The 17,003-nt window shown below is 68.2% G+C and carries 21 protein-coding genes; 9 read left to right on the top strand and 12 right to left on the bottom strand.

Annotated elements, in window-relative coordinates; all coding sequences use genetic code 11:
* Nucleotides 1–4: 4 nt before the first annotated feature.
* From fabI to AXA74_RS15420, 8 genes are all read right to left on the bottom strand, one after another.
* On the bottom strand, nt 5–769 hold the full coding sequence (fabI, locus tag AXA74_RS15455; RefSeq protein WP_029577549.1) for an enoyl-ACP reductase FabI: 765 nt from the start codon (nt 767–769) through the stop codon (nt 5–7).
* Nucleotides 766–1,956 (bottom strand): acetate/propionate family kinase, encoded by a 1,191-nt coding sequence (locus AXA74_RS15450; RefSeq protein WP_029577548.1) that lies wholly within the window; start codon nt 1,954–1,956, stop codon nt 766–768. The genes fabI and AXA74_RS15450 overlap by 4 nt, the downstream gene beginning before the upstream one ends.
* Before the next feature lie 8 nt (nt 1,957–1,964).
* Entirely contained in the window at nt 1,965–2,903 is a 939-nt protein-coding gene (locus AXA74_RS15445; RefSeq protein ID WP_029577547.1) for a phosphate acetyltransferase, read from the bottom strand.
* 16 nt (nt 2,904–2,919) lie between these two features.
* Nucleotides 2,920–5,487 (bottom strand): DUF3141 domain-containing protein, encoded by a 2,568-nt coding sequence (locus AXA74_RS15440; RefSeq protein WP_029577546.1) that lies wholly within the window; start codon nt 5,485–5,487, stop codon nt 2,920–2,922.
* Nucleotides 5,488–5,590: 103 nt separating this feature from the next.
* Nucleotides 5,591–5,986 (bottom strand): VOC family protein, encoded by a 396-nt coding sequence (locus AXA74_RS15435; RefSeq protein WP_029577545.1) that lies wholly within the window; start codon nt 5,984–5,986, stop codon nt 5,591–5,593.
* A gap of 13 nt (nt 5,987–5,999) precedes the next feature.
* The gene (gene yfcF, locus AXA74_RS15430) at nt 6,000–6,635 is read right to left on the bottom strand and encodes a glutathione transferase (RefSeq protein ID WP_029577544.1); all 636 of its coding nucleotides are present in this window, start codon (nt 6,633–6,635) and stop codon (nt 6,000–6,002) included.
* An 85-nt stretch (nt 6,636–6,720) separates the two neighbouring features.
* Complete coding sequence (locus AXA74_RS15425) at nt 6,721–7,050, bottom strand: DHCW motif cupin fold protein (RefSeq protein WP_029577543.1); 330 nt, start codon at nt 7,048–7,050, stop codon at nt 6,721–6,723.
* A gap of 31 nt (nt 7,051–7,081) precedes the next feature.
* Complete coding sequence (locus tag AXA74_RS15420; RefSeq protein ID WP_032978605.1) at nt 7,082–7,567, bottom strand: GNAT family N-acetyltransferase; 486 nt, start codon at nt 7,565–7,567, stop codon at nt 7,082–7,084.
* A gap of 210 nt (nt 7,568–7,777) precedes the next feature.
* Here AXA74_RS15420 and AXA74_RS15415 point away from each other — a divergent pair, with 210 nt between their 5' ends.
* The 5 genes from AXA74_RS15415 (at nt 7,778) to AXA74_RS15395 (ending at nt 10,796) form a co-directional block, all read left to right on the top strand.
* On the top strand, nt 7,778–8,716 hold the full coding sequence (locus AXA74_RS15415) for a DnaJ C-terminal domain-containing protein (protein WP_029577542.1): 939 nt from the start codon (nt 7,778–7,780) through the stop codon (nt 8,714–8,716).
* 2 nt (nt 8,717–8,718) lie between these two features.
* Nucleotides 8,719–9,033, top strand: a complete 315-nt coding sequence (locus AXA74_RS15410; protein ID WP_029577541.1) for a chaperone modulator CbpM — start codon at nt 8,719–8,721, stop codon at nt 9,031–9,033.
* Between the two features lie 49 nt (nt 9,034–9,082).
* Entirely contained in the window at nt 9,083–9,781 is a 699-nt protein-coding gene (locus tag AXA74_RS15405; RefSeq protein WP_032955552.1) for an AzlC family ABC transporter permease, read from the top strand.
* On the top strand, nt 9,778–10,119 hold the full coding sequence (locus AXA74_RS15400; RefSeq protein WP_029577539.1) for an AzlD domain-containing protein: 342 nt from the start codon (nt 9,778–9,780) through the stop codon (nt 10,117–10,119). The genes AXA74_RS15405 and AXA74_RS15400 overlap by 4 nt, the downstream gene beginning before the upstream one ends.
* Before the next feature lie 65 nt (nt 10,120–10,184).
* A complete protein-coding gene (locus tag AXA74_RS15395) occupies nt 10,185–10,796 on the top strand; it encodes a glutathione S-transferase family protein (RefSeq protein ID WP_029577538.1) in 612 nt (203 codons plus the stop codon).
* Between the two features lie 5 nt (nt 10,797–10,801).
* Here AXA74_RS15395 and AXA74_RS15390 read toward each other — a convergent pair whose 3' ends face one another.
* On the bottom strand, nt 10,802–11,461 hold the full coding sequence (locus AXA74_RS15390) for a DsbA family protein (protein WP_029577537.1): 660 nt from the start codon (nt 11,459–11,461) through the stop codon (nt 10,802–10,804).
* 22 nt (nt 11,462–11,483) lie between these two features.
* The gene (locus AXA74_RS15385) at nt 11,484–12,959 is read right to left on the bottom strand and encodes an inorganic phosphate transporter (RefSeq protein WP_029577536.1); all 1,476 of its coding nucleotides are present in this window, start codon (nt 12,957–12,959) and stop codon (nt 11,484–11,486) included.
* A gap of 130 nt (nt 12,960–13,089) precedes the next feature.
* On the opposite strand from AXA74_RS15385, the gene mog reads away from it, so the two are divergent.
* From mog to AXA74_RS15370, 3 genes are read left to right on the top strand one after another with little or no spacing between them, the layout of a single operon-like run.
* Nucleotides 13,090–13,713 carry a molybdopterin adenylyltransferase gene (gene mog, locus AXA74_RS15380; protein WP_032955553.1) on the top strand — a complete coding sequence of 208 codons (624 nt, stop codon included), beginning with the start codon at nt 13,090–13,092 and terminating at the stop codon, nt 13,711–13,713.
* 53 nt (nt 13,714–13,766) lie between these two features.
* Entirely contained in the window at nt 13,767–14,105 is a 339-nt protein-coding gene (locus AXA74_RS15375; protein ID WP_029577534.1) for a hypothetical protein, read from the top strand.
* 26 nt (nt 14,106–14,131) lie between these two features.
* A complete protein-coding gene (locus tag AXA74_RS15370; protein WP_048940603.1) occupies nt 14,132–14,956 on the top strand; it encodes a M23 family metallopeptidase in 825 nt (274 codons plus the stop codon).
* Between the two features lie 39 nt (nt 14,957–14,995).
* Here AXA74_RS15370 and AXA74_RS15365 read toward each other — a convergent pair whose 3' ends face one another.
* Both AXA74_RS15365 and infA read right to left on the bottom strand, forming a co-directional pair.
* On the bottom strand, nt 14,996–15,286 hold the full coding sequence (locus AXA74_RS15365; RefSeq protein ID WP_029577532.1) for a hypothetical protein: 291 nt from the start codon (nt 15,284–15,286) through the stop codon (nt 14,996–14,998).
* A gap of 89 nt (nt 15,287–15,375) precedes the next feature.
* Entirely contained in the window at nt 15,376–15,639 is a 264-nt protein-coding gene (gene infA, locus AXA74_RS15360; protein ID WP_029577531.1) for a translation initiation factor IF-1, read from the bottom strand.
* Nucleotides 15,640–16,141: 502 nt separating this feature from the next.
* Between infA and phnC the strand changes: the two genes are divergently transcribed.
* Nucleotides 16,142–16,960 carry a phosphonate ABC transporter ATP-binding protein gene (phnC, locus tag AXA74_RS15355; protein WP_032959536.1) on the top strand — a complete coding sequence of 273 codons (819 nt, stop codon included), beginning with the start codon at nt 16,142–16,144 and terminating at the stop codon, nt 16,958–16,960.
* The last annotated feature ends 43 nt before the right edge of the window (nt 16,961–17,003 follow it).

The raw sequence follows: 17,003 nt of genomic DNA, 5'->3' as shown, positions 1-17,003 counted from the left end.
CGGATCAGTCGATGATGTGGTAGCCGCCGTCGATGTACAGCGTCTGTCCGGTCATGCGGCGCGCCGCGTCGGTGGCCAGCCAGGCCGTGGCCTCGCCCACGTCGTCGATGTCCACCAGGCTGCGGATGGGCGCCTTCTCCTGGGCTTTGTAGAGCAGCTGGTCAAAGCCGCTGATGCCGGAGGCGGCGCGTGTCTTCAAGGGGCCGGGCGAGATGGCATGCACCCGTATGCCTTGCGGGCCGAGTTCGGCGGCCAAGTAGCGCGTGGCCGATTCCAGCGCGGCCTTGACCGGCCCCATCATGTTGTAGTGCTCGACGACCATTTCGGAGCCGTAGTAGCTCATGCAGAACAGCGTGCCGCCGGCGGGCATGAGCGGCTCGGCCAGATGGGCCATGCGGATGAAGGACCAGCAGGAGATGTCCATGGCCGTCAAAAAGCCCTGGCGCGAGCAATCGGTCACGCGGCCTTGCAGATCCGCCAGCGGCGCATAGGCGATGGCGTGCAGCACGAAATCCAGCCTGCCCCATTCGGCCGCGATGCGCGCGAAGACGGCTTCGAGCTGGCCGGCTTGGTTCAGGTCCAGGGGCAGGAGCAGGGCGGCGTCGACCTGGCGGGCCAGGGGTTCGACATGGACGCGCGCCTTGTCGTTCAGATAGGTGACGGCCAATTCCGCTCCCATGGCCCGGAAGGCCTTGGCGCAGCCCCAGGCGATGGAGTTGTCATTGGCGATGCCGGTCACCAGGCCGCGCTTGCCGGCAAGGGCGTTCATCGGGGCGCTACCAGGTCCAGCGTGTGCTGGGCGATGATGAGCTCTTCATTGGTGCGCACGACATAGACGCCCGTCTTGCTGTCCTCGGTGCTGATGCGCGGCCCATGCCGGGCGTTGCGCTCGGCATCGATGCGTATGCCCAGCCACTCCCAGTGGCGCGCGATGCGCGCGCGCATGCCGGGGGAGTTTTCGCCTATGCCGGCGGTGAAGATGATGGCGTCGATGCCGTTCATGGCGCAGCCCAGGCCTATCATGCCCTCGGCCACGCGCCAGGCGAAATAGTCCAGCGCCATGCGGGCGGCCGGCGCCTCGCTGGCCTCGAGCTCGCGCATGTCGTTGCCGATGCCCGACAAGCCCTTGAGGCCGCAGTCGTGGTAGAGGAAGTGCTGGATGTCGTCATGGCTCATGCCGCGCTCCATCAGCCAGAGCACGATGCCGGGATCCAGGCGTCCGGGGCGCGTGCCCATGGGCAGGCCTTCAAGGGCGGTAAAGCCCATGGTGCTGTCCACGCTCCTGCCGTCGACCATGGCGCAGGCCGACACGCCCGAGCCCAGATGGGCGGCCACGACCTTGCCGCCCTTGAGTTCGGGCAGCGCGCGCTTGATGCGCTGGGCCACGTATTCGTAGGACAGGCCATGGAAGCCGTAGCGGCGCACGCCCTCCTGGTACAGCGCGTCGGGCACGGCATAGCGGTCCGCCACGGCCGAGTGCGTGCGGTGAAAGGCGGTGTCGAAGCAGGCGACCTGCGGCAGGTCCGGCAGCCGTTCGCGGATGACCTGGATGGGCGCCAGGTTGTTGGCCTGATGCAGGGGCGCCAGGGAGTTGTAGGTCTGCAGCTTTGCGATGATGGCGTCATCGACCAGCACGGGCGCATGCAGGTCCGGGCCGCCATGCACCACGCGATGACCGACGGCCATGGGCGAGCCGCTCAGATGGCCGCTGAGCCAGGTGCCCACGACGTCCTGGGCATCGCGCACATCGGCCGCGTGCCCGGGGTTGATGTGGCGCTCCGTCATCGTCTGGCCTTGCGCGTCGCGCACGCGCAGGCGCGGCCGCAGCGTGCCGATGCCTTCGAGCTGGCCCCCCAGGAGCGGGCTTAGCTCGCGGTCGGCGCCCAGGCCATAGAGATAGAACTTGATGCTGGAGCTGCCGGCGTTGATGACCAGAATGGTGTCGTGGCGGTTCATGGGCGGACTCACAGCAGCGGGGCCGTGCGGGCCAGGTGGTGGGCGTAGATCATGGCCACCGCGCAGGAGGCCAGGCGCGAGCGCGCGCTGTCGGCTCGGCTGGTCAGGATGATGGGCACGCGCGCGCCCAGCACGATGCCGGCGGCGTCGGCGCCGGCCAGGAAGGTGAGGTTCTTGGCCAGCATGTTGCCCGCCTCCAGGTCGGGCACGACCAGCACCTGGGCGCGGCCGGCGACCGGGGAGACAATGCCCTTGACCTTGGCTGCTTCGGGGCTGATGGCATTGTCCAGCGCCAGCGGGCCGTCCAGCACCCCGCCCACGATCTGGCCGCGGTCGGCCATCTTGCACAGGGCGGCAGCCTCGATGGTGCCGGGGATGGCCGGCATGACCTGTTCGACGGCCGACAGGATGGCCACGCGCGGCGTGCCCAGGCCCAGGCCCAGGTGCAGCTCGATCACGTTGCGGATGATGTCGGCCTTGGTTTCCAGGTCGGGGAAGATATTGATGGCCGCGTCGGTGATGAACAGCGGCTCGGCATAGCTGGGGACGTCCATGATGAAGACGTGGCTGATGCGCCGGCCGGTGCGCAGCCCGGTGTCGCGCGCCACGACTTCGTGCATGAGTTCGTCGGTGTGCAGGCTGCCCTTCATGAGCAGCGAGGCTTGGCCGCCGCGCACGCGCTCGACGGCCGCGGCGGCCGAAGCGTGGCTGTGCGGCGTGTCGACGATTTCGATCGAGGTGAGATCCAGCCCGCAGTGTTCGGCCACTTCCCGGATCTTGCGCTGGGGGCCGACCAGGGTGGGCACCAACAGGCCCAGGCGCGCGGCCTCCAGCGCCGACCCCAGCGAGGCTTCGTCGCAGGGATGGGCGATGGCGCAGGTGGCCGCGGGCAGTTGCCGCGCGCGTTCGATCAGGCGTTCGTAGTGCGGGGCATGGGTATCGGTCATGATCGGTCTCCGGTGCTCAGCCGCGCTTGCGGGCGCGGGCGCCTGGTTTGGGCGTGGCGGCTTTGGCCGGCGCCGGTTTGCGCGCCGTCTTGCGGGCGGCCGCCGGCGCGGCTTTCTTGGCGGCGGCCGCCGGTCTGGCGGTCTTCTTGGCCGCCGGCTTGTCGGCCAGGCGGCTGAGGCGGCGCTTGGCCGGCAATTCGAGGCCGGAGGCCTGCAGGGCGGCGCGGCCGACCTCGGTGGCGCTGAAGGCGTCGATCAGCGGCAACTGGGCGATGTCCTGAGGATGATCGCCCTCGCGCCGCCGCGCGCGGCGCTCGGCCGTCTCGAACAGGCGCTCCATTTCCTGGAGCGCCTCCTGGGCGCCCGGCGACAGCGGCTGCGTAGCCTCGACGATATGGCGCATCGTGGCCAGCGTCAGGCGGATACCGTCGGCGGGCACGTTTTCCAGCAGTTTGGGGATGGCGCGCACGGCGGCCGGGCCGTCCATCAGCATGAGCAGGGCCTGGTCGCGCACCGCGTCCTTGAAGTCTTGCAGGGCGATGCTGGTCTCGGAGTCGGCGCGCAGCTGGCGGATCATGGCGTAGCTGCGCTCATCCAGGCCGCCGCCGGCGCCGGAGACGGCCAGCAGCATGCGGATGGCCGCTTCGCGGGCACCGCCCTGGTTGATGCGGGCGCGCAGTTCGGCGTGGCGCGCGCGCATGAAGTCCAGGTGCTCGGGCGAGACGCCGGGGTGCTTGCGCGGCGCGCCGGGCCGCGCGCCCAGGCCGGCCCAGTCCTGCACCAGCGGTGAGCCGTAGATGTTCATGAAGCTGCGCTCGACGGCGGCGTCGCGCAATTCGGTGAAGATCTCCAGGCCCGCGACGATGGCCTGCGACATCATCTGCTGGGCCACCAGGAAAGGATTGTCGGAGGCCACCGGTTCGCGGTGCTCGCGCACCTGGTCGGCCACCTTGGCAATGGGGGCGATCGCCGGATTGCGGTCGGAGATCAGTTCATAGGGCAGGCGCAAGGGATGCAGGCGCTGCGCCCACTCGGCCGATTGCGGCGTCACCCCGGCCTGTATCCAGGGGCGCAGGAAGCTGCGGTACATCCCGAGGTTGATGTCGGAGATGCGCGCCACGGCGGCGAAGCGCCGGTCGTCCTCCTCGATGCGCTGCACGATCTCGCGCACGTCGTCCAGGTTGCGGCGGGCAAAGGAGAGCACATAGTTGCCCTGGGCCAGCTCGGCATTGGCGGTCTGCGGCGTCTTGTCCGCGATCTCCGTCTGGTAGATGCCGGGCGGCAGGATATCGATCATGTCGATGTTGCTGGTGAACTCCTGGTGCTCCTTGCGGGCCACGCTGCCCGACACGAAGATGCCGAGGTGGCCGATGCTTTCGTGCACCGCGTAGACGATGGTCTGGCCGTGGGCGATGACTTCCTTGTCGTCTTGATAGAGGTCGGTGATCCAGCCCAGCGCCTGGGGCGGCGGCGTGATGTTATCGCCCTTGGAGCAGAAGACGATGATGGGCGAGCGGATGTTGCGCAGGTCGATGCGGATGCCGTCGGAGGTCACCAGGCCGGCGGTCGCCAGCCGGTTGCCGACGAAAAGATTGTCGACGATGTATTGGATTTCCGGGGCGTTCAGGAAGACGTGGCCGCCCCACCATTTTTCGAACTCGAGGTAGCGCGGGGCCTCGGTGTCGACCTTGGCATAGAGGTTGTACTGCTTGCTCCAGAGCGTATTGGCCGGATTGAGGTTCTCGAAGTTCTGCACCAGCCAGGCGCCGTCGAACTTGCCGTTGCCCACGTCGCTGGTCAGTTCGGTGAGCCAGGAGCCGCCCAGCAGGCCGCCTGAGTAGCGCATGGGATTCTTGCCGCGCCAGCCGGCCCAATAGGACAGCGGGGCGCCGGCCACGATGATGGGGCCGAAGAGTTCCGGACGCATGGCCGCGGTCATCATGATCTGCCAGCCCGCCTGGCAATTGCCCACCACCACCGGCTTGCCTTCGGCATCCGGATGGCGGGCAATGATTTCCTCCAGGAAGCGCGCCTCGGCCCGCATGACGTCCTCGACCGTCTGGGTGGGGGTCGGTTGCGGCAGGAAGGAGGCGAAATAGCAAGGGTGGCCGGCGCGCACGGCCACGCCGATCTCGCTTTCCGGCTTGAAGCCGCCGATGCCGGGGCCGTGGCCGGCGCGCGGGTCCACGACCAGGAAGGGGCGTTTTTCGGGGTCGGCCGGCGTATCGGCCGGCGGCACGATGCGCAGCAGCATGTAGTTGACCGGGCGCTCGAACTCCCGGCCATCGAGCAGCACTTCGGAGGCCATGACCAGCACGTTGGGTTCGCGCTTGGCCATATGGACCAGGTATTGGTTGCCGCGCTGGCGCATGACATCGGCATAGAGCACGCCGCGCTGCCAGGCGTCCACGCCATAGGCGTAGGCGGCATGCAGGAGGGCGGGGCCCGGTAGGGCCCGGAGCGTGTCGGCCGGCAGGCCGGGTATGCTGGGCCAGGAAGAAAATAGTGCCGTATAGGGGTTGTCCTGTCCGCTTGCGGGGGTGCCGGGGGAATGGGACTGGGGGGCGGTGCCCGTAACTGCCATGGCGGTCTCCTGCTAGATCGGCTCGTGGCCGGCTCCCCGGGAGGGGGGGATGGGTCCATTACACCGCAAACCCATGCTGCGCCGCAACAATGGCGGTTTGATCCTAATCTAATCCATGACAGACCGCTTCGAGACGGTTGCCGGCCGGGTCCAGGACAAAGGCGGCATAGTACTGGGGATGGTAGTGGATGCGCAGGCCGGGCGGACCGGCATCCTGGCCGCCGTGGGCCAGGGCGGCCGCATGGAAGCGGTCCACGGCCAGGCGGCTGGGCGCCCGGAAGCACCAATGGCGACCGGCGGCGGCCCGGGCATCGGGGCTGTGCAGGACGGCCAGATAGCTATGGCCGTCATCGCCCGGGCGGTTGCGTTCGCCATAGCCGATGCGGTCGGCGTCGTCGTAGACGATGCGCGCGCCCAGCACGGCCATGATGGCATGATAAAAGGGACGGGCTATGGCCAGGTCGGGCACGGCAATGGAAACGTGGTCCAGCAGCAGCATGCCCGGCCTCCTCTTAGTTGCGCGCGTCCTGGTTGTGGCGCAGCCATTGCTGGACCGAGGCTCTTTGCCATTGATGATCGGCATAGTCGGCCAGCCAGTCCGGCAGCTCGGCGCGGGTCAGGCGCTTGAGCATGAGGGCCAGTTCGGTGTCGGCGATGGACCAGGCGCCGAACAGTTCGCGCTGGCCGGGCTTGAGCAGCAATTCGGCCACGCGCAGCAGCTTGCCCATGGCCGGCGTCGCGGCATCGCTAAGCGGCGTGTCGGCCTCGGCATAAAAGACGTTTTCAGTGGGGCGTTCCTGGCGCAGGGCCAGCAGATCGCTGCGCAGCCAGGCCTGCAGCTGGCGCGCCCGGGCGCGGTCCCGGGTATCGGCCGGGTACAGCGCGGGATAGCGCGGCGGCGGGAAGCATTCTTCGAGGTATTCCTCGATGGCGCTCGATTCGGTGAGGTGGAAACCCTCGTGCGACAGGGCGGGGACCCGGCAGGTGGGCGCGCGCTGCGCATAGGGCGCCATGAATTGCTCACAGGCGGCCAGGTCCACCAGCCGGATTTCGAACGGCAGGGTTTTCTCGGCCAGGGCCACGTGCGTGGACATGGCATAGGGACTGAGAAAATTCGAATCGAGATACAGCGTCAGGGCAGGATTCAACAGGGGTCTCCGACAGCGCGGCGCATCGTGCCTCAAGGGTAGCGCATGCGCCGCGCCGGGTCATCGGGCCTGTGGCGCGGCGGCCTCAATCGACGATGAAAAGCCGCGCGCCGGACGGGGCCGAGGAGCGGTGGGCTTCGGCCTGGTCGGCTACCTGGTAGCTGGTGCCGGGGGTCAGCACGAAGCGCCGGCCGTCTTCGAGTTCGGTGTGCAGCTCGCCTTCCAGGCAGAACAGGATGTGGCCCTTGCTGCACCAGTGGTCGGCCAGATAGCCCGGTGTGTACTCCACCATGCGTACCCGGATATCGCCGAAGTGGCGGGTGCGCCAGATGGCCTTGCCGGTGTCGCCGGGATGTTCTGTCGGGGGCACCTGGCTCCAGTCGGTGACGCCGAAAGGGATGTCGTGCATTTTCATGGCGGGATCCTGCTAAAAGAGGGGAAAGGAGTCAGGCGGCGAGTTTTTTTTGCCAGAACTGGGCCCGGCCGGTTGCTTCCTGCAGGGCATAGCCGTCGTAGCCGGCCTTGCGGTAGAGGGCTCGCGCGGCCTCGTTGCCTTCGAGGACTTCGAGCGTGATCTTGCAGCAGCCCAGGCCGCGCGCGAGGTCGTCCAGCGCGGCCAGCAGCCGCTGGGCGATGCCCTGGCCGCGAAAGCGCGACGACACCATGAAGTCGTGCAGGTTCAGCAACGGCTGGCAGGCGAAGGTCGAGAAGCCTTCGAAGGTGATGGCCAGCCCCGCGGGCTGGCCATCCGCCCAGGCGATGAGCGCGCGCGCGGCGGGGCGGCGCGCCAGCTCGGGAATCAGGTTCGCCCGCGCATGGGCCGACAGCGGTTCCCCCCCACCCATGGGGTCGCGGGCGTACTCGTCCAGCAGGTCCAGCACGGCCTGGGCATGGGCGGGGTCTTGGAAATCGGCTTGGGTGATGGCGATCACGGCTCTCGGGCATGTTGATGTAGGAATCCGTGATTATGCCGTGCGCGGGCGCGCGGCCGGCGCGATTGAAAATCCCGGCCATAACCCCTATCTTGTAAAAGTCGCACGCCCTGCCTCCAGGCGCCGGTTGCCCGCCCCGCGTCGGAATCAGGCCGCTGATCCCCACCGGGTTCCACCCTGGGGCACCTGTTTATGGAAGAGAGCCGGAATATGGAGTTCAAGGACTACTACAAGATTCTCGGCGTGGAAAGTTCCGCCTCCGAAGACGACATCCGCCGCGCCTACCGCAAGCTGGCCCGCAAATACCATCCCGACGTCAGCAAGGAAAGCGATGCCGAGGCGCGCATGCGCGATGTCAACGAAGCCTACGATGTGCTGCGCGACAAGGAAAAGCGCCAGGCCTACGACAATCTGGCCGCCGGCGTGTCGCCCGACGGGGGCTTCCAGCCGCCGCCGGGCTGGGACCAGGGTTTTGAATTCCATTATCAGCCGGGCGGCGAGGGCGACCCGCATTTCAGCGATTTCTTCTCGGCGCTGTTCGGCGGCCAACAGCGCCGCCGCGCCCAGCACGAGAATTTCCGCGCGCGCGGCGAAGACCAGCACGCGGCCATCGAAGTCGAGATCGACGATGCCCTGCACGGCGCCACGCGCGAGATCAGCCTGCGCTCCATGCAGCCCGACGCCCAAGGGCAGCCGCAGATCCGCAGCCGCACCCTGAGCGTGAACATCCCGGCCGGGGTGCGCGAAGGGCAGTTCATCCGCCTGGCCGGCCAGGGCCTGCCCGGTTATGGCGGCGGCGAAGCGGGCGATCTCTACCTGGAAATCCGGTTCCGGCCCCATGGGCGCTATCGCGCCGAAGGCCGCGACCTCTACATGGATCTGCCCATCGCGCCCTGGGAGGCGGCCCTGGGCGCTTCCATCCAGGTGCCCACGCCCGGCGGCACGCTGGAGGTGTCGGTGCCGGCCGGATCCCGCAACGGCCGCAAGCTGCGGTTGCGCGGACGCGGCATTCCGGGCGATCCGCCGGGGGATTTGTATCTTGTGCTGGACCTGGTGTTGCCGCCGGCCGATACTGATGCGGCGCGCCAGGCCTACAAAACGCTGGCTGAACAACTGCCGTTCAATCCACGTCGCAACTTGGGGGTCTGAAGATGAAATCCATCACCGTCACCCATACCACCGTTGTCTGCCCTACGGATCCCCTGACCGCCGAGGACCTGGCGCGAGCCTGCGAAGCCGAGGTCGAGTGGGTCGCCCGCCTGGTCGAGGTCGGCATCGTCGCCGCGCACGGGAGCCATCCGGCGGCCTGGCGTTTCGAGAGCACCGATCTGCGCCGGGCCATGGATGCGCGCCGGCTGGAGCGCGATTTTGGCGCGGGCCTGGACGCCGCCGCGCTCATCCTGGACCTGAGCCAGGAAATCCGCCGCCTCAAAGGACAGCTGCGCGCCCTGGGCCTGGGCAATTGAGGCCGGCGCGGCCCTCCTTACAATAGGGGTTTCGACACACTGCGAACCCATGAAATCCGATGCTGTACCGGCGCCCTTGGGCGCCGCGGCGGGCGCAAGGGCCTGCCTGCCCGTGATGATCGGGTATTTTCCGGTGGCGGTGGCCTTTGGCATCGCCGCGACCGGCGTGGGCCTGGCTCCCTACCAGGTCATCCTGATATCGGCCCTGGTCTATGCCGGCGCCAGCCAGTTCCTGCTGCTGGCGTCCATCAAGTCGGGCACGCCCTGGCTATGGGTGGTGGCGCTGTGTTCGCTGCTCAACGCCCGCCATCTGCTCTATGGCCCTCTCCTGGGCCGCCTGCTGCCCGAATCCCTGCGCACCCGGCTGCGCCTGGCGTTTCTGCTGACTGACGAGGTATTCGCCACCGCGCTGCAGCAGCTGGGCGACGTCCCGCCCGCGCAGCGCGCGCGCTGGATGACGGCCCTGGGCCTGGGCGCCTGGCTGACGTGGATCGCCGGCACCGCCGTGGGCGTGTTCGCCGGAGACGGCCTGGAGCAGCACTATCCGGTGCTGTCCCAGGTCATGCGTTTCGCCTTGCCGGCGCTTTTCCTGGCGCTGGTCTGCCAGACAGTCCGGCGCGGCCTGCTGCTGCCGCTGGCCGCCGGCTTTGGCGTGAGCGCGGTGTTGACCGCGGCCGGCCACGGCACGCTGGGCATTCTCATGGGCGCCCTGGCGGGCTGCCTGGTTTTTCGCAAGGACAAGGCATGAAGGGCGGGCTGGATTTCTGGGCGGCGGTGCTGGCCATGGCCGTCATCACCTATCTCACGCGCGGGCTGCCTTTCATGCTGTCTTCGCGCAACCGGCTGCTGCGCAAGCTGTCCGAAGAGGGTTCGGCGCTCTCGGCCCTGGGGCCGGCGCTGCTGGCCGCCATCGCGGCGGCCGTCATCGTGCCGGATCTCTGGGGCGGGCAGCGGGTCGCCGCGCTCTTGCCATATCTGGCCGGGCTGGCCGTGACGGCGCTGGCCGTCCGGCTGTCGGGCAACAGCGGCGTGGCGGTCATCGCGGGGCTGATCGTTTATGGGGCCATGCTGGCAGGCTTGGGCTGAACCGCGCCTGCAGGCACAATGGACGGGCAGGCGCGCGTGGCGCGCCCCCCCAGGAGATCCTGCCCATGTTGACGCTCTATCACGCGCCGCAATCGCGTTCTTTCCGCACGCTGTGGCTGCTCGAAGAACTTGGCGTGTCCTACGCCATCCAGAACGTGGCCATCCGCCGGCGCGGCCAGGGCGAACCGCCGCCGGACAGCTATCGGCAGATCCATCCGCATGGCAAGGTGCCCGCCCTGGTCCATGACGGCGTGCCGGTATTCGAGACGCCCGCCATCGCCCTCTATCTCACGGATCTTTTTCCCGACCGGGGGCTGGGCCCGCTGGCCGGCGATCCGCTGCGCGGGCCTTATCTGAGCTGGCTGGCGTATTCCACCGGGGTGTTCGAGCCGGCCATCGCCGATAGCGTGCGCAAGATCGAGAACGAGCCCGGGCCCTTCGGCTGGGCCTCGCTTGAGGAAGTGCTCACGGTGCTGAGCCGCCGCCTGCAGGCGCACCCCTATTTGCTGGGCGAAGCCTTCAGCGCGGCGGACGTGGTGCTGGGCGGCGCCATGCAATACCTGACGCGCGTGGGCGCCATGCCCGAGACCGAGCCTTTTTCGAGCTATATCGAGCGCCTGGCCGACCGGCCGGCCTTGCACCGCGCCCTGCAGCGCGACGGCGGACCGCTCGAGTAAGGCGTTCAGGGCTGCGCGGCCGCGATGCGGGTGCGCAGCATATGCTGCCATTCGGCGGGACGGCCGAGATAGCGGCCGGGTTCCAGCACGGTGTAGCCATGCAGGGTCTGCAAGGCGAAGGTCGGAAAGCCCGTGCCGCCCAGCCGCTCCAGCAGGGCGCGGCTGTCGGCGATATGCGCGTGCAGGGCGGCGCCGGTCAGCTGTTCCCAGCGGACGGCGAAGTCGCCCGCGGCCAGGCCGATCTCGCTGGCCAGGGCGGCCAACACCTCCAGCTCCGCCACTCGCTTGCCCTGGACGTAGTGGGCGGTCTGGATGCGCTTGAGCATGTCCAGCGCGGCGTCCTGCCCGCCCAGCTCGGCGGCGGCCAGCACCGCCGTGGTCGGCGGGGCGGAGTCGAACACGGCCGTCGTGTCGCGCAGCAGGCCGTCGAAATAATCCGGCCCGAACACCTGGCCCGTCATGGCCGCGATGCGTTCATCATGCGGCATGACGTAGTTGCGCAAGGCTTCGCTGACGGGGCGGCGGTTGCCGCCCATCATCATGCCGCCGCCATGGGGCTCGATGCGCAGTCCCTCGATGGCGCGCGAGGCGTCGACCAGCGGGCTGGCGCCGTAGCACCAGCCGCAAAGCGGGTCATAGATGTAGTGCAGGACCGGAGCGGACATGAGGAGATATTACTCCTTGCCGTCAGCCCACGATCATGATGCCGATCCAGTACAGGCCGGCGGCCAGCAGCATGGAGGCGGGCAGGGTCAGCACCCAGGCCAGCAGGATGTTGCGCACCGTGCTGCCTTGCAGGCCGCTGCGGTTGGCGACCATGGTGCCCGCCACGCCCGAGGACAGCACATGGGTGGTGGAGACCGGCAGGCTGAAGACATTGGCCAGGCCGATGGCGCCCACGGCGGTCACCTGGGCCGCCATGCCCTGGGCGTAGGTCATGCCCTGCTTGCCGATTTTCTCGCCCACGGTCAGGACCACGCGGCGCCAGCCGACCATGGTGCCCGTGCCCAGGGCCAGCGCCACCGCGACGATCACCCACAGGGGCGCGTATTCGGTGGTGGCGGTCAGGTCGGCGCGCAGGCGCTGCAGGTCGGTGCGCTCGCGCGCATCGAGATTTTGCCCGGCCAGGACTTTCTTGGCGGTGTCGTCCAGGCAGAGCAGGTAGCGGCGCACCGCCACGCGGTCGGCCGGCGCGAGCTGGGCATAGTCGTGCACGCCCTTCAGGCGGGTCTGCAGCGCGTCGATGGTCGCCGTGGTCAGTTGCGGATCGCAGCGGAAGTTGGCGGGCAGGTCGCTGCCCTTGCCGCCGCGCGACAGCGCCAGGTAATCGCCCAGGGTGGCGGCATTGCGGTCATAGAAGGCCGACAGGTGGGCGGCTGCGTCGCGGGTGCGGTCGATCTGATAGGTGGTGGCGTTGACGTCGAGCACGAACTTGGCCGGCACGATGCCGATCAGGACCAGCATGATGAGCCCGATGCCTTTCTGGCCATCGTTGGAGCCGTGCACGAAGCTCACGCCCATGGCCGAGAGCACCAGCACCAGGCGGTTCCAGAAGGGCGGATGCTTCTTGGCGTCCAGGGCGCGGCGCTGTTCGGGGGTTTTGTGCATCTTGGACAGCGGGAAGATGCGCTTGAGCAGGACCAGCACGCCCGCGGCGACCAGGAAACCCGCCACCGGGGAGACCAGCAGCGACAGGCCGATATCGACCGCCTTGCCCCAGTTCACGCCGGCGCCCAGGGGCACGTGCGTGAGCAGGGCGTTGGCCAGCCCCACGCCCAGGATAGAGCCGATCAGGGTGTGGGAGCTGGAGGCGGGGATGCCGAAATACCAGGTCCCGAGGTTCCAGGCGATGGCCGAGGCCAGCATGGCGTAGACCATGACCAGGCCGCGCCCGGTGTCGACATTGATGAGCAGTTCTACGGGCAGCAGGTGCACGATGGCGTAGGCCACGCCCACGCCGCCAAGCAGCACGCCGAGAAAATTGAATATGCCGGAAAGCACGACCGCCAGATGCGGCGGCATGGCCTTGGTGTAGATGACGGTGGCCACGGCGTTGGCCGTGTCGTGGAAACCGTTGATGAATTCGAAGGCGAGTACAAAAGTGAGGGCCAGAACAAGGCTGAGACCGATCCAGAGGTCCAGGCCGGAGAAGAGATCGAGCATGGGTGCGAGCCGATGTGGAGTCCCGAGATTATTGCAGATTTGTGACGTGTCCCCGAGCCGCCTGGCCTTGCGGTAGCATTTTGTGTTCCGGGCCAGGCCCGCCGCTTTCGATGGATACGCCGTGACAACCATGACCCCCATTACCCGCAGCCATCCCGATGCGCTCATCGTCGGCCTGGTATCGGTTTCCGACCGCGCCAGCGCCGGCGTGTATGCGGACCAGGGCCTGCCCGCCCTGCGCGAATGGCTGGGCCGGGCGCTGGCTTCGCCCTGGCAGGCGGTCGAGCGCCTGGTGGCCGATGACCGCGCCGCGATTTCGGCGGCATTGACGGAGCTGGTGGACCAGGCCGGCTGCGACCTGGTGCTGACCACCGGCGGCACGGGCCCAGCCCGGCGCGACGTCACGCCCGAGGCCACCCTGGCGGTGGCCACGCGCGAGATGCCGGGTTTTGGCGAGCAGATGCGCCAGATCAGCCTGCAATTCGTGCCCACCGCCATCCTGTCGCGGCAGGTGGGCGTGCTGCGCGAGACGGCCGGCCATGCCGCCCTGATCCTGAACCTTCCCGGCCAGCCCAAGGCCATACGCGAGACACTGGAAGGCCTGAAGGACGAGAACGGCGCGGTGCGCGTGCCCGGCATCTTCGCCGCCGTGCCTTATTGCATCGACCTCATCGGCGGGCCCTACATCGAGACGCGCGGCGAGATCGTCAAGGCCTTCCGGCCCAAGTCCGCCCAACGCCCCGCCCAGGCCTGACCCCGGGCCCTGCGGTATAGTTGGGCGCAGTTTTTCGCTGTCTGGAATCTCTCATGAAAATCCGTCTTGCCCTCATTCTCGCGCTTGCTGCGCCCTTGGCCGCCTGCGTGACCGCCAAGGACATCCGTTCCCTGGATCCGGTGTTCTATGGCTCCACGCAACGCAGCGCAGCGGATTACGCCGAGTGCGTGGGGGCGGCCTGGAAAGGGCTGGGCGTAACGTTCAAGCAGCAGCCGCTGCGCGACGGCCTGGAACTGGTCGTCGATGGCTCCCTGGGCGTGGAATCCGTGCTCAGCGCCAGCACCTATCGCGGCAAGACCGATGTGCGGCTGGCTTCGCGCCTGCCGCAACGCGCCCAGCCCCTGGCCGAGTCGGCCAATCTTTGCCTGTGAGGCGGCGGGTTTTCCTGGCCGCCGGCATGGCGGCGGCGCTGCCGGCCTGGCTGCCGGCGGTGGCCCGGGCGCAAGCCGGCGGCTACATCGCGCGCAGCCTGCACCAGCCCGTGCCGGGCGGTATTGCCGTGATCAGTCTGGGCGCCTCGCCGCAAGCGCCCCGCGCCCGCTTCCAAGGCCGCCCGGTGCTGGTCGTGCGCGATAGCGATACTGCCTGGGTGGCCGTGGTCGGCATCGGCCTGAAGGTCCCCGCCGGCCAGCAGACGCTGTCGGTCAGCCAGGACGGGCGCTCGCGCGAGATCGCCTTCACGGTGCGGGGCAAACAATATGCCGCCCAGCACATCACGCTGAAGAACCCGCGCCAGGTCAATCCCAATCCGGAGGACATGAAGCGCATCGAGCGTGAGTTGGCTGCCCAGAATGCCGCCTACGGCGCATTCCGCGCCGACGTCACGCCCAGCAATGTGATCCTGGACCGCCCCGTGCAGGGCGGCCGGCTGTCCAGCCCCTTCGGGCTGCGGCGCTTCTTCAACGGCGAAGAGCGCAATCCGCATTCCGGCCTGGACTTCGCGGTGCCGGCCGGCACCCCGGTCAAGGCGCCCGCCGCCGGCAAGGTCGTGCTGGTCGGCGACTATTTCTTCAATGGCAAGACCCTCTTCATCGACCATGGACAGGGCCTGGTCAGCATGTTCGCCCACCTGTCGGCCATCAACGTCCAACTGGGCGACGACGTGGCCCGCGGCGCCGTCGTCGCCAAGGTCGGCGCCACCGGCCGCGCGACCGGCCCCCACCTGCACTGGAACGTCAGCCTCAATGATGCTCGGGTGGATCCTGCGATATTCCTGAAATAATTCGGGTCAGGCACATGCCGGCGCGGCGGCAGGCCCGGGTCACACCTTGGCGGTGTCCGACACCAGCTGGAGGTAATTCCGCTGCGCGTACTCCAGCTCCCGCGTGATGCGTTTTTGCAGGTCGCGCTGTTGTTCCAGGCAGATGTCGAATTTGATTTTGGCCTGGGCGTAGTTCAGCCCGGTGTTGCGCAGGCTGTTGATGAAGTTTTCCCGCGATTGCATCAGCAGGGCCAGGCCGCGTTCGCCGTGCTCGTGCGCACGCCGGGCGCGGGCCAGGCGGTCGGCGGCCTGGCGCAGCGTTTGGGCGGGATCGGGGCTGGGGGTGCTCATGCCGCGATTTTCCCATGCCGGCGGCCGCGACGATCGCGCCAGGACAGGCCGTGAACCGGCCTAGTTCCCGTCCTAGCGCCCGGGAGGCGTCAGCGGCGCACCATCGGACGCGCGGGGCCCGAGGAGGGACGCTCGTCTTTGTGGCGGAAGTTGATACGGCCCTTGGTCAGGTCGTAGGGGGACATTTCCAGGGTGACGCGGTCGCCGGCCAGGATGCGGATGCGGTGCTTGCGCATGCGGCCCGAGGCGTAGGCGCCCACTTCGACGCCGTTGTCCAGGGTGACACGATAGCGGCTGTCGGGCAGCACTTCGTCGACGACGCCTTGCAGCTCGATGAGTTCTTCTTTCGCCATGTATAGACTCCTTTTTTCAGTGCGCGCATGCCTGGGCATGCGCCAAACGCCCAGCGCAAGAGAGCAGCGCGGCGCGAAGGCGCCGCAACTGGCACGGGTACGGGCCGGCCCCAAGGGGCTGGATCAGGCGGGTACTCACGCCGCGAGGGCAATGTGCGCGGTCAAGCGCGGCTTGGTCGCGGCAAGCTGGCTTGCCGGAAGAAGCTGCGGGTAGCGGTAAACCGTAGCCCGCGGGGCCTGGGGAGGGAGATCGCGAATGCGGTCTATTGGTGAGCCCGGCCAGACCCTGTGGATAAGACAATCCCGATTGTAGCGCGGATACCACGTCATGCCTAGCACAAACCCTGAATCGGCCCCTCATATCGGCCGCTCGATGACGGTTTGATGTCAAAAGGCCTCAGTGGCCCTTTTTTCAGCGGCATTTCAGCGGCCATGGCGTCATCAGGCGGTCATTGTGGCCACCCAGAATCCCCGCAATGGACTCACCACAAGGGGATAGACCATGACCCAGTACGCCATCGAGGTGGAAGGCCTCTCCAAATCCTTCAAGGCTGGCACGCGCGCCCTGGACGCCGTGAGCCTGCGCGTGGCGCCGGGCGAAATGGTCGCCCTGCTGGGCGCTTCCGGTTCGGGCAAGTCCACCTTGCTGCGCCATGTCGCCGGTTTCGTGGCGGCCGACAGCGGCCGGGTGGCGGTCTATGGCGAGCCGATCCAGGCCGATGGCCGCATCAGCCGCCGCGTGCGCGGCGCCCGGGCCGGCATCGGCTTTGTGTTCCAGCAATTCAACCTGGTGGGCCGCCTGCCGGTCATCGTCAACGTGCTGACCGGCATGTTGCCGCGCCTGCCCATGTGGCGCAGCTTGCTGCGCCTGTTCCGCCGCGATGAGATCGGCGTCGGCCTGCAGGCACTGGCGCGTGTCGGCATCCACGAGCATGCTTTCCAGCGCGCCTCCACGCTGTCTGGCGGCCAGCAGCAGCGCGCGGCCATCGCCCGCACCCTGGTGCAGAACGCCCGCGTCATCCTGGCCGACGAACCCATTGCTTCGCTGGATCCCGAGTCTTCGCGCCGGGTCATGGACACCCTGGCCAGCATCAATCGCGAGCAGGGCGTGGCCGTGGTCGTGTCCTTGCACCAGGTGGATGTCGCCATGCGCTATTGCCCGCGCGTGGTGGCCCTGCGCCAGGGCCAGGTCGTGTACGACGGCCCGGCCCAGGCCCTCACACCGGCCATGTTGCAAGCCCTCTATGGCACCGAGCTTGCCGACCTGATGCCGCCTCGCGCCGAGCCCGAACGGGCGGCCGAGCTGGCCCTGGTGGCCTGAAGCGCCGCCCTCCGTTTTCCTACCTGCTCATCTCTGGAGCTCC

Origin of the sequence: Bordetella hinzii LMG 13501 (genome assembly GCF_001548475.1) — a bacterium.
Lineage (GTDB): Bacteria > Pseudomonadota > Gammaproteobacteria > Burkholderiales > Burkholderiaceae_B > Bordetella > Bordetella hinzii.
Note: the sequence above shows the minus strand (reverse complement) of the source record. Positions and strands in the feature narration are given on the sequence as shown.

Excerpts from the sequence above, each read along its gene's own strand:
- fabI (WP_029577549.1), bottom strand. The coding sequence starts at position 769 with ATGAACGCCCTTGCCGGCAAGCGCGGCCTGGTGACCGGCATCGCCAAT.
- AXA74_RS15450 (WP_029577548.1), bottom strand. The coding sequence starts at position 1,956 with ATGAACCGCCACGACACCATTCTGGTCATCAACGCCGGCAGCTCCAGC.
- AXA74_RS15445 (WP_029577547.1), bottom strand. The coding sequence starts at position 2,903 with ATGACCGATACCCATGCCCCGCACTACGAACGCCTGATCGAACGCGCG.
- AXA74_RS15440 (WP_029577546.1), bottom strand. The coding sequence starts at position 5,487 with ATGGCAGTTACGGGCACCGCCCCCCAGTCCCATTCCCCCGGCACCCCC.
- AXA74_RS15435 (WP_029577545.1), bottom strand. The coding sequence starts at position 5,986 with ATGCTGCTGCTGGACCACGTTTCCATTGCCGTGCCCGACCTGGCCATA.
- AXA74_RS15425 (WP_029577543.1), bottom strand. The coding sequence starts at position 7,050 with ATGAAAATGCACGACATCCCTTTCGGCGTCACCGACTGGAGCCAGGTG.
- AXA74_RS15415 (WP_029577542.1), top strand. The coding sequence starts at position 7,778 with ATGGAGTTCAAGGACTACTACAAGATTCTCGGCGTGGAAAGTTCCGCC.
- AXA74_RS15410 (WP_029577541.1), top strand. The coding sequence starts at position 8,719 with ATGAAATCCATCACCGTCACCCATACCACCGTTGTCTGCCCTACGGAT.
- AXA74_RS15405 (WP_032955552.1), top strand. The coding sequence starts at position 9,083 with ATGAAATCCGATGCTGTACCGGCGCCCTTGGGCGCCGCGGCGGGCGCA.
- AXA74_RS15400 (WP_029577539.1), top strand. The coding sequence starts at position 9,778 with ATGAAGGGCGGGCTGGATTTCTGGGCGGCGGTGCTGGCCATGGCCGTC.
- AXA74_RS15395 (WP_029577538.1), top strand. The coding sequence starts at position 10,185 with ATGTTGACGCTCTATCACGCGCCGCAATCGCGTTCTTTCCGCACGCTG.
- AXA74_RS15390 (WP_029577537.1), bottom strand. The coding sequence starts at position 11,461 with ATGTCCGCTCCGGTCCTGCACTACATCTATGACCCGCTTTGCGGCTGG.
- AXA74_RS15385 (WP_029577536.1), bottom strand. The coding sequence starts at position 12,959 with ATGCTCGATCTCTTCTCCGGCCTGGACCTCTGGATCGGTCTCAGCCTT.
- mog (WP_032955553.1), top strand. The coding sequence starts at position 13,090 with ATGACCCCCATTACCCGCAGCCATCCCGATGCGCTCATCGTCGGCCTG.
- AXA74_RS15375 (WP_029577534.1), top strand. The coding sequence starts at position 13,767 with ATGAAAATCCGTCTTGCCCTCATTCTCGCGCTTGCTGCGCCCTTGGCC.
- AXA74_RS15370 (WP_048940603.1), top strand. The coding sequence starts at position 14,132 with ATGGCGGCGGCGCTGCCGGCCTGGCTGCCGGCGGTGGCCCGGGCGCAA.
- AXA74_RS15365 (WP_029577532.1), bottom strand. The coding sequence starts at position 15,286 with ATGAGCACCCCCAGCCCCGATCCCGCCCAAACGCTGCGCCAGGCCGCC.
- infA (WP_029577531.1), bottom strand. The coding sequence starts at position 15,639 with ATGGCGAAAGAAGAACTCATCGAGCTGCAAGGCGTCGTCGACGAAGTG.
- phnC (WP_032959536.1), top strand. The coding sequence starts at position 16,142 with ATGACCCAGTACGCCATCGAGGTGGAAGGCCTCTCCAAATCCTTCAAG.